The organism is Candidatus Poribacteria bacterium, from assembly GCA_009839745.1.
Lineage (GTDB): Bacteria > Poribacteria > WGA-4E > WGA-4E > WGA-3G > WGA-3G.
The window spans coordinates 104124-114620 of record VXPE01000108.1 but is presented as its reverse complement, the minus strand read 5'-3'; the positions used below and the strand labels follow the sequence as shown (position 1 = coordinate 114620).

Here is a 10497-nt window from a genome sequence, read left to right as displayed (position 1 = left end):
AAAGGGTTCTCTTTATTCAAAAAATTGGGAAATTAATTATCAAACTCACGTTAATGAAGCAATGTCACACTTTAACGAGACTTTAAAAATAAACCCTTACTTTGCTAGTGCTTATGTTAATCGATCCTCTGTTTACCTCAGTCTGGGGGATCGTGATCGCGCTATTAGAGATTTAGGGAATGCGATAGATGCCGATCCTTACAGAGCAGAAACCTATGCAACTCGTGGTTCCCTTTACTATACCAAAAATGAGAAAAAGGATGAGCTTGAGTACGTCATCCAAGACCTTAATAGAGCGATACAACTTCAACCTTATCCTAAGGTCTATTGCCTTCGCGCTTGGACATGGTTGCGCTTGGAAGAATGGGAGAAAGCCAAATCGGATTTTGCCGCTATGCAATCTTTGAACTACGATTTCATCCGCATGTTTTACGCCAAGTACAAAAGCGTTGAGGACTTTGAACAACGATATGATATTCAATTACCGGGAGACCTCAAAACGATACTAACTCGGTCTTCATAGAACTGAAGTATCAACTATGCGTCCGTTTGGGAGGCATTAGAAGATATATCACTTGCATCTGAACTGGACATCAGCATTTTGGGTGATTCACTCAAAGGAAAGACAGATGAAGCACTCTTCCTTTGTGAAAAGTTAACTTTAATTTGATTTTTTCTGATAAAAGTGGTATTATAAATCCACACAACCAAGGAGGATGCCCATGAAACAAGAGGAAAAACGCCAAAAAGAATTCGAGGAGCTTTACGAAGCCTTGAATCAAGTATCTGAAGAATACCAAGAATATTTTGAAACCTTGGCGGCTTTACCACCAATTGACCCACCTATTACCATAGAAACTGGAAACACAACAACTCCATATAGAGAATCTGAAGATGCCTGACTTGAATGAAATCCAACATGAGATCCACCGGACTGGAAGTACCTTCGACGTTATTCGGCGAAGTTATCTCCAAAAACTTCATCAACTAACGGGACGGAACATCGTCATATATTATTCAGGTTGGCTATATAAGTCAAACGTGGATACAAGATCAATATCAATAAATGATCAGGATATGAGCGGTTTTATGACCGTATCACGCGGGATTGACCGCTCTAATGGGCTAGATTTGATATTGCATACCCCTGGAGGTGAACAAGCTGCTACCGAACGTATCGTTGACTATCTCCGCTCAATGTACGGGACAGATATCCGGGCGTTTGTTCCACACTTAGCTGCGTCTGCCGGGACGATGATTGCTTGTGCTTGTAAAGAGATTTTTATGGGAAAACATTCGAGTCTTGGTCCAATTGACCCACAAGTGAATGGGGAACCCGCGCAGAGTGTCATAGATAGCTTTGATCAAGCTCACGAAGAGATAAAAAAGGATCAAAGCAGGATCGTTGTATGGTACCCAATTCTTAGCAAGTATAACCTCTCTCTCCGTGACCAATGTCAAAAAGCTATTCAATTAACAGAAAAGATGGTTACCGAATGGCTCAGCACAGGGATGTTTAGTGGTATGGACGAAAAGGACGCACAGTGCTTAATTGATACGATCGTAGGTACGCTTAAAAATTACGAGGTATTTAAATCCCATAATCGCCATTTGTCATCAGAGTACTGTAAAGATCTAGGATTAAAAGTATCTTTTCTTGAAGAAGAAGGAAACGCAGCTCTACAAGATGCTGTTCTCTCAGTTCATCACGCTTGCATACATACCTTCCTAAGTACTCACGCAATCAAAATTATTGAAAACCACAACGGAATTGCCTACATTCAACAGGTTCAACCGGTGAACCGCTTGGTAGTTAATCAGCAAGGAGATCCACCACAAGGAGGCCCACCACAGAAACGTACCCAACGAAAAAAAAGACGGTGAAATCAACAATCTCTAAACGCGGTGCAATGAAAGCAACGATACGCACAAATATCCTTTGCATCGCCTGATTCCAAAAAATCCTTTCATAGTTGCCCTCCCACGGCTTTCACAGATAATCTCAGTATCCGATACCCTCTAAAATATTATGTTAATTCCTCTAAAACGCCCACGAATCCAGTAAAACATCGGAGTTCAATCTTTGAATTTAACGTTTGAAAGATTGTGTTTCGGTCAAATAATAGGGAAAAAACACCACGACCGAAGAATTCATGATCGCCATTGCCGTAGCTGTAATCCCTAATTGCTATAAGGAAAGGGCACTTAGATATAGCGAAATTACCTCCATCGTTGATGTCTAAGTCTCAATATACAGAACTGTTAAAGGCACTTCAAAATGTTGGTTTTCCCTTTGATCCCAAAAATCCCAGGAAGGGAAAATGAATAGGATTTGCCCAATTTTCCCTTTTGTGTTATGATATAGTTCACTGAAAGGAGAACTTGTGACCTACCGCAAAAAACTTATTGAAGTCGCCTTACCGTTAGATGACATCAACCGCGAAGCCGCACGCGAAAAATCCATACGCCACGGACACCCATCTACACTGCATCTCTGGTGGGCACGGCGGCCCTTAGCTGTGTGTCGGGCAGTCCTATTCGCCTCACTCGTCGATGACCCTTCCAACCGTGAAGACCTATCCATAGCAGAACAGGACCGCGAACGCGAGGACCTTTTTGACCTTATTAGAGAATTGGTAAAGTGGGAAAATGTGAATAACGAGTATATCTTGGAAAAAGCACGTGCTGAAATCCTCAAATCAACAAATGGAAATCCGCCGCCGGTGCTTGACCCGTTTTGTGGTGGAGGTTCAATCCCGTTAGAGGCACAACGTCTTGGCTTAGAGGCACACGGCAGCGATCTCAATCCTGTCGCTGTTCTAATCACAAAAGCAATGATTGAGATTTTACCACGCTTTGCGGGACAGCCGCCTGTTAATCCTGACGCGCAAAATGCTTTGGGACAAAGCGAAACATGGAAAGGTGCCACGGGATTAGCAGAAGATGTCCGTTACTATGGAGAATGGATGCGGAATGAAGCCGAAAAGCGGATCGGACATCTTTATCCGAAAGTGAAACTACCACAGGAACAGGGCGGCGGTGAAGCGGCAGTTATCGCGTGGATTTGGGCACGGACAGTAAAATGTCCTAATCCTGCCTGTGGTGGAAGGATGCCGCTCGTTACCTCTTTTTGGCTATCAAAGAAAAGAGGTAAGAAAGCATGGATTGAGCCCATTGTTGATAGAGCAAAGAAGACAGTGCAGTTTGAGGTAAAAACAGGTAACGGTCTGGTTCCCGAACCTACGAAGATAGGGAGAGGTAGCCGTTTTCGTTGTCTTGTGTGTTGTCAAGACAGTCCTGAAGAACATATAAAAAATGAAAGTATGGAAGGGCGGATAGATGCACAACTGATGGCAATTGTCGCCGAAGGAGAACGTGAACGAATTTACCTTTCACCCTCGAAAGAACATGAGAAAATTGCAAAATCTGCTAAACCCGATTGGACCCCAGAAATAGAAATGAATCGTGACAACGCCAACTTAGTCAGTGGGCGTGGATATGGCTTTTTTATTTGGGCAGATCTTTTTACACAACGTCAATTGACAGCCTTAAGCACCTTCAGCAATTTAATAAGTGAAGTAAGAGAAAAAGTAGAAACAGAAACTACCAATGGAGTTTGTGAAGATCCTAAATCTTACGCCGATGCTGTGGTAACATATTTAGCATTTGCGCTCGATAAAGCGGTGGACTATTGGTCAAGCCTCTGTAGTTGGCACACTGGCGGTTTTATACGTAATACTTTCGCCCGTCAAGCGATTGTGATGATTTGGGATTACGCAGAGTGTAATCCTTTTAGCCAATCGGCCGGAAATTGGTCCGCCTGTGTTGAATGGGAATCTCGGTTCATCACTAAGCACTCAGAGATTCACATTCAAAAGGGCTGTGCCAACCAACTTAACGCTGCTGCTGCGTTGTCGGAGGTTGAGTCTCCTCTTATTTCAACAGATCCACCTTATTACGACAACATTGATTACGCAGACCTTTCAGATCTCTTCTATATTTGGCTCCGTCCAAATTTGCGACACATTTATCCTGATTTGTTTAAGTCAATGCTTGTTCCAAAAGCTGAAGAACTTGTAGCTGCCCGCTATCGCTTCGACGGAAATAGGTTAAAAGCAGAAGACCACTTTCTAACAGGTTTAGGTAAAGCCTTTCAGCTTATGGAAGCGCGCGCACATCCAGATTATCCTTTAACTGTCTACTACGCTTTTAAGCAGTCTGAAACGGATAGCAAGGATGGAGGTGTTTCCTCAACGGGATGGGAGACAATGCTTGAAGGACTGCTCAAAGCAGGTTTTCAAATTACAGGCACGCTGCCGATGCGAACAGAAATGGGAAATCGCCAAATAGCGATGGGAACCAATGCCCTTGCTTCCTCAATCGTCCTCGTCTGCCGCCCACGGTCCAGTGATGCAAGCATAGCAACTCGTCGAGATTTTATTGCTGCACTTCGTCGGGATCTGCCTGATGCCCTTCGTCATTTGCAGCAGAGTAACATTGCTCCCGTTGATCTGGCACAAGCAGCAATCGGTCCCGGCATGGCAGTTTTCTCAAGTGACAGTAGCGTCCTTGAACCCGATGGAAGTCCAATGCGTGTTCGTACTGCGCTGCAAATTATCAATGCTGAACTCGATGCCTACTTCACCGCGCAGGAAGGAGACCTTGATGTAGACACCCGCTTCTGTGTTTCGTGGTTTGAACAGTACGGGATGAAAGACGCATCCTTCGGCGAGGCTGAAGTCCTTGCCCTTGCCAGAAACACCAGTGTGGAGGGTATCGTCGAATCAGGCATTCTCCATGCACGTGCTGGAAGAGTCCGTCTACTCTCCCGTGAAGAATATCCTGACAAATGGGATCCAACTTCCGATAGACGTATAAATACATGGGAATGCACGCAATACCTTATCAAAGCACTTGATCGGGGTGGTGAAGCAGAAGTTGCCCAGCTTGCCAATCAGCTCAGGAGCGAACACGTCGAGAATGCTCGTGCGTTGGCGTATCGCCTTTTCGCTATCTGTGAACGCAAAGGGTGGGCACAAGAGGCGATTGCCTATAATACGCTCATCACCTCATGGACGCATATTCAGGAAGCACGGACGAGTTCAGAAGTGCAAGAGGCGCAGCAGGAATTCAATATTGAGGAGTCACGATCATGAATAAAACAATTTCATTAGACGACCTGAGAGGTTAAAGCATCTCAAAGCGAATTTCACTGCTGTGGGGTCACAGGAAACTAACGATCTCATACGCGACAGGGACACAGGCTAACAGCCTATGCTACAAAAGATAGCATCCACTCAGGAACCTTTGTCCCTCTTAAAATTGTCTGAACCTTAGTAAAGTTTATTGGAGAAAAACAGTGCCACTCACACCGTGGAGAGAGATTGTCACACCACATCCCGACATTGCGAGAGGGCGTTATCACCAAGCAGAATTCGCCGCACACCTCGGTGAAGTTATCGCAGGTAATGCAGATGCGGAATACCAAGATCCGATAGAATTTTTCGCTCGAACCTACCTCACAGCAGGTATGAGACGGCTTCTCGCTACCGCTGTTAAGCAGATAACAGGTAAAGACGGAGAACCGATCGTCCAACTGAAAACCGCATTCGGTGGTGGAAAAACGCACAGTATGTTGGCATTGTATCACCTTCTTGGCGGAACAGTAAGCGTTGATCAGATGGAAGGCGCGAGACATATTCTTAATGAGGCAGAAGTTAGCGAACTCCCAAAGGCTCGTTTCGCTGTAATCGTGGGAACAGCTCTCAATCCATCCCGCACGCAAAAAGTAAATGGCATTACAACCCGAACGCTTTGGGGAAACATTGCGGCACAACTCGGTGGACAAGAGGGATATACAATCGTAAAGGCGGCTGACAAAAAGAGTGTTGCCCCCGGTGCAAACGACCTCACTACGCTCCTCAACGAATTCGGGCCCGCCATCATCCTCATAGATGAATTAGTCGCGTATACCCGCAACATATACGGTGTTAACGGCTTACCCGCGGGTTCATTTGACGCGAACCTAACCTTTGTGCAGTCCTTGACAGAGGCAGTCAAAAATGCGGAACGGAGTCAACTTGTTGCTTCAATCCCTGAATCCGACATCGAAATCGGGGGTGAGGCAGGGAAAGCGGCGTTGGAGCGAATTCAGCACACCATCGGTAGACTTGAGGGTATTTGGAGACCTGTCGATGCAGATGAAGGATTTGAAATCGTGCGGCGGCGGTTATTCTCGCCCGTCAGAGATAAAACGGCTCATGATGCAGTCTGCCGAGCGTTCACGCAGTTATACGACGAAAATCCTTCAGACTTCCCAGTTGAATGCCGTGATGCCCTATATCTCGATCGGCTCCGGCGGGCGTATCCCATCCACCCTGAATTGTTTGACAGGCTCTATGAAGATTGGTCACCCCTTGATAACTTCCAGAAAACCCGCGGTGTGCTACGCTTCATGGCAGCCGTTATCCATCACCTATGGATAAACGAAGATCGCTCCCCACTCATTCTCCCTGGATCTATCCCGCTGGATTCACCGCGTGTGCGAGAGGAACTCCTTCGCTATCTACCGGAGAATTGGAACGCCGTTGTGGATAAAGACGTGGATGGCGATCGTTCCGAACCACGCGCGATTGACGAAGGAAATACACGTTTCGGTGAAATTTCGGCGGCGCGACGTGTGGCACGCACAATCTTCATGGGAAGCGCGCCACATGGGAGTGGACAAACCGTGCGTGGTCTTGAAGAAATGCGAATTCGCCTCGGAGTCGCGCAACCCGATGAGCATGTCTCCGTGTTCAATGATGCAACCAAACGTTTGACGGATCGATTGACGCACCTTTACACCCGCGCCCAACGCTACTGGTATGACACACACCCGAACCTCCGCAGAACAATGGAAGATCGAGCCGCTAAACAGGAACCAGAAGTTGTAGAGTCAGAGATTGTTCGCCGATTGCGGCAACAGACACAAAGGCGTGGGGATTTTAAAGCCGTCCATCCGTGTCCCGTGTCAGCAGATGTCCCAGACGAATCGACAGCGCGATTGGTAATCCTTTCACCCACAACTGGCCATCAAACAAGAGCGAAAAATTCAGCAGCACTTACAACCGCATCAGAGATTTTAGAAAAACGCGGCGACATCCCAAGAAAGTATTCCAATATGCTCATCTTCGTTGCACCTGACACTGGAGAATGGGATTCCCTTGAACGCGAAACCCGTTGTTATCTCGCCTGGGATTCAATTGTCCAAGAGGCTGAAGGATTGAACCTCGATGCCAACCAGCGACGTGAAGCGAGACGTGGTAAGGAACAGAGTAATGATACTGTCGGAATACGACTCAACGAGGCATATTCTTGGCTCCTCGTTCCCACACAAGAAGGAACAGAACCAATCGTGTGGGAAGAAACACGCATTCCCGGCTCACAGGAAACTGCTGTTGCAAAAGCCGTTGCGAAAGTCCGAGACGACGCGCAGCTTATCACGCAATGGTCGCCTGTCCTGTTAAAGATGGAACTGGACAATTGGCTCTGGAAAGAGGAACCTCATATTAGTCTCAAGCGCGTGTGGGAGTGCCTTGCGACTTATCTATATCTTTCCCGCTTGCGTGATTCCGATGTGCTGCTTGATACCGTTCGGGAAGGGATTAAAACACAGACGTTCGGATACGCAAATAGTGTTGACGATACTGGACAGTATAACGGGTTGCAATTCGGTAGTGCTGGCGGTTCACTCTATCTTGACGATGAAAGTGTGCTGGTAAAACCCGATGTGGCAGTGGCACAGCTTGAAGCGAATGCAGCGGCAAAACCAGATAGTGGACATCCACAACCCCCAGAATCGCCTTCAATTGGGCAAGGCGGCAGGGCACCTTATATCGCACCAGGGGGTCAAACAACAGCCCCGGGGACTGGAACGACTCCCCCACAAACAGCGAAACCCAAACGCTTCTACGGCACTGTTAATCTGGATCCAATACGAACAGGACCCGCTGCACAGCGGATTGTAGAGGAAGTCGTCCAGCACCTCGCCGGTCTACCGGGGGCAGATGTTGAAGTAACAATGGAGATCCAAGCTAAAGTTTCGGATGGCGTGCCTGACGACATTGTTCGCACGGTGACGGAGAATTGCCGAACCTTGCGGTTCACCACGCAAGAGTTTGAGGAGGAGTAGGGGCAAGATTGCCTCTATAGGTGCTTTTAGAAAATACCGCCCTTGCAATAATAGATGATACCATTTTAAATTCCTTCCTATTTAGCCTACCATTCCTTAAACAGATAGACCTATCCGTCAAAACCTGACAAAGCACTAAGCTGCGATCTTTGTAGCATAATCTGTTAGATTGTGCCGCCGAGGGCGCAAACTAAAAGTTTACGCTACGGGTCCTCCATAGAGACTGAACTATATTTTTTGAAGAAGACCTCATCACTTGGCAACTAAAGTGGAAACTAAAATAAAGAGGATATTTGATTATTATGTTCAGAGTTTTTGCAAAAGTCACCGGCGTACTCATCTTATTTTTAGTATGTTTTATGGGGTGTGGGAACGCTGACGATGTCCGCCAGGTTCTGCCTGAAGAACTCCTTCAAATCAATAAAGTCTTAGATCAATGGCGGCAAGGGTATGAGACGGAGGATGTCAACTCTTATATCAACACTTTCTGGGAAGAGGGTTTCCTCTATGTCTCCGATTGGGGGACAGATGGAGATAAAACGGACGATTTGGAATTTGATGATATTCGGCAGGAGCGGGACGCTGCCACTCGGGTTTTTGAGAAGTTTCAGGACATTGAGATAGAACTCTCTGTCCCACCAGAAATTACGATGAATGAGGATGGCAACCAAGCAGAAGTCAGGAATCACTATAGAATCCAACTCTTTATATCCGATGGGCACGCACTTGAAGGCGGATTTGGTGGTGTGTACGCCGAGGGGGATAACCTCTTTATCTTTGAAAAGAGAAATAATGAATGGCGTATCACTGAATGGCATGACGAAGCCTTTAACGCGGAAGAAATCCGTATTGCCAATAATCTATAGGTTTGAAAATGTGATTTCCCTTGCCTTTTGCGCGAATGTCTGTTAGAATATTCAACGATATAGAAATTAATACCGAGCAGCAGGCTGTAACAATACGCAGGCAACTCTACGGAAAGGCACGTCAAGTCTGCAACGGATCTCACCGAACCGCAAGGAAAAATTAAAAAATTTCATGAACATATCTGCTTTACGAAATCAGTTTTTGGGTGGCGTATGGAAGTTCCCAAAACTTTCCCTTAAAAGATTTATATTCCTTTTACTGAGTGTGTTACACCTGAGTTTTCCCGGACTCATTTCCGCAGCGGATTCCCCCACCGAAAATCCGACCATCGACACAGAGGTTACACCGCCAGAATCTACATCAAAGGCTCCACAACCTAAACTACAAGAACCACAGTCGGAATTATCTACATATAAATTGCAAATTGGCGACAGTTTCGTCGTCACTGTGGACGGCTATCCTGAATATAGCAAAGAGCGCGTGCCTGTTCCGGTTCAACAAGACGGTTATGTCTCCTATCCACTGATTGGGCTTATCAAGGCAGTGAATCTCACAGTTTCTGAACTGGAAGCGGAGATGCAGTCCGCTTTTTCCAAGCATCTCCCGACAGCACGTGTGTTTGTAACGCTCATGCGTCCAAAACGAACGATTCTTGTGTTCGGAGCAGTCCAACTTCGCGCCCGAGGGAATCTCCATGTCTTTGAAGTCGGACAGGTGTATCTCCTTCAAGCCCTCGCATCTGCTGGCATTAACTATGAAGCTGCGGATCTGACGGACATTTCTATCTGGCGGGCTGGAAAACTCCATAAGAAGGTTGATTACCTTCAGCTCATCAGTGCGGGGGGTCCCGATATTCCTTTGAAGGACCACGATACTATCTTCATTCCGTCGGTCTTTGAGCAACGACCGGTGCGTGTCATAGGTGCAGTGGTGGCTCCAGGTGTTTATCCTATAACGGCACCGCAGGTTCTGGCGAGTCAGGTGTTGAAAATCGCCGGAGGATCAAGGACTGATTTTGCGAACTTACACAAGTCAGAAATCATCACCAATAAAGAACGAATTTTAGTGGATCTCGCTGCAGAGAATGTTGAGGCAACGATGGGACCCGGAGATACGTTGTATGTCCCGTTGGCGGAAGCGAAAATTAGTGTTACGGGGGCTGTCGAGAAACCGGGACAATATGTGATTATTGAACCGGTGTCGCTCGGTCAAGCGATTGCGATGGCAGGTGGGTTCAACGAGGAACGGGCGAATCCGAAAAAATGCTTAATCACGCGGGGAGATGGGACAGAGGAAGAACTCGACTTCAACCAGATGCACTCGGATGTTTACTTGAACCCGCAGGATCAGCTGAGAGTCCGTGAAAGAACCCGTTTAGACTGGCGCGTCATCACCTTCGCGACATCTTTCGTGAACTTGCTCGTTACAGTTCTGCTGAGATACAATTAGGATAGCGG

General features: G+C 46.7%; 7 protein-coding genes. All 7 read left to right on the top strand.

Annotated features, from left to right (window positions below):
* Positions 1-523, top strand: a 523-nt coding sequence (locus F4X88_16555; protein MYA57894.1) for a hypothetical protein, incomplete at its 5' end; no start/stop codon positions are given.
* 199 nt (positions 524-722) lie between these two features.
* Positions 723-902, top strand: coding sequence for a hypothetical protein (locus F4X88_16550; GenBank protein MYA57893.1), 180 nt, complete (start codon positions 723-725; stop codon positions 900-902).
* Positions 895-1884: a S49 family peptidase gene (locus F4X88_16545; GenBank protein MYA57892.1), complete on the top strand. Its 990-nt coding sequence runs from the start codon at positions 895-897 to the stop codon at positions 1882-1884. The genes F4X88_16550 and F4X88_16545 overlap by 8 nt, the downstream gene beginning before the upstream one ends.
* Positions 1885-2384: 500 nt before the next feature.
* Positions 2385-5156, top strand: a complete 2772-nt coding sequence (locus F4X88_16540) for a DUF1156 domain-containing protein (GenBank protein ID MYA57891.1) — start codon at positions 2385-2387, stop codon at positions 5154-5156.
* A gap of 203 nt (positions 5157-5359) precedes the next feature.
* A complete protein-coding gene (locus tag F4X88_16535) occupies positions 5360-8173 on the top strand; it encodes an ATP-binding protein (protein ID MYA57890.1) in 2814 nt (937 codons plus the stop codon).
* A 302-nt stretch (positions 8174-8475) separates the two neighbouring features.
* Positions 8476-9039: a hypothetical protein gene (locus F4X88_16530; protein MYA57889.1), complete on the top strand. Its 564-nt coding sequence runs from the start codon at positions 8476-8478 to the stop codon at positions 9037-9039.
* A gap of 172 nt (positions 9040-9211) precedes the next feature.
* Positions 9212-10489 (top strand): hypothetical protein, encoded by a 1278-nt coding sequence (locus F4X88_16525; protein ID MYA57888.1) that lies wholly within the window; start codon positions 9212-9214, stop codon positions 10487-10489.
* Positions 10490-10497 lie beyond the last annotated feature (8 nt).

Coding starts and splice junctions, on each gene's coding strand:
- F4X88_16550 (MYA57893.1), top strand. CDS start 723: ATGAAACAAGAGGAAAAACGCCAAAAAGAATTCGAGGAGCTTTACGAA.
- F4X88_16545 (MYA57892.1), top strand. CDS start 895: ATGCCTGACTTGAATGAAATCCAACATGAGATCCACCGGACTGGAAGT.
- F4X88_16530 (MYA57889.1), top strand. CDS start 8,476: ATGTTCAGAGTTTTTGCAAAAGTCACCGGCGTACTCATCTTATTTTTA.
- F4X88_16525 (MYA57888.1), top strand. CDS start 9,212: ATGAACATATCTGCTTTACGAAATCAGTTTTTGGGTGGCGTATGGAAG.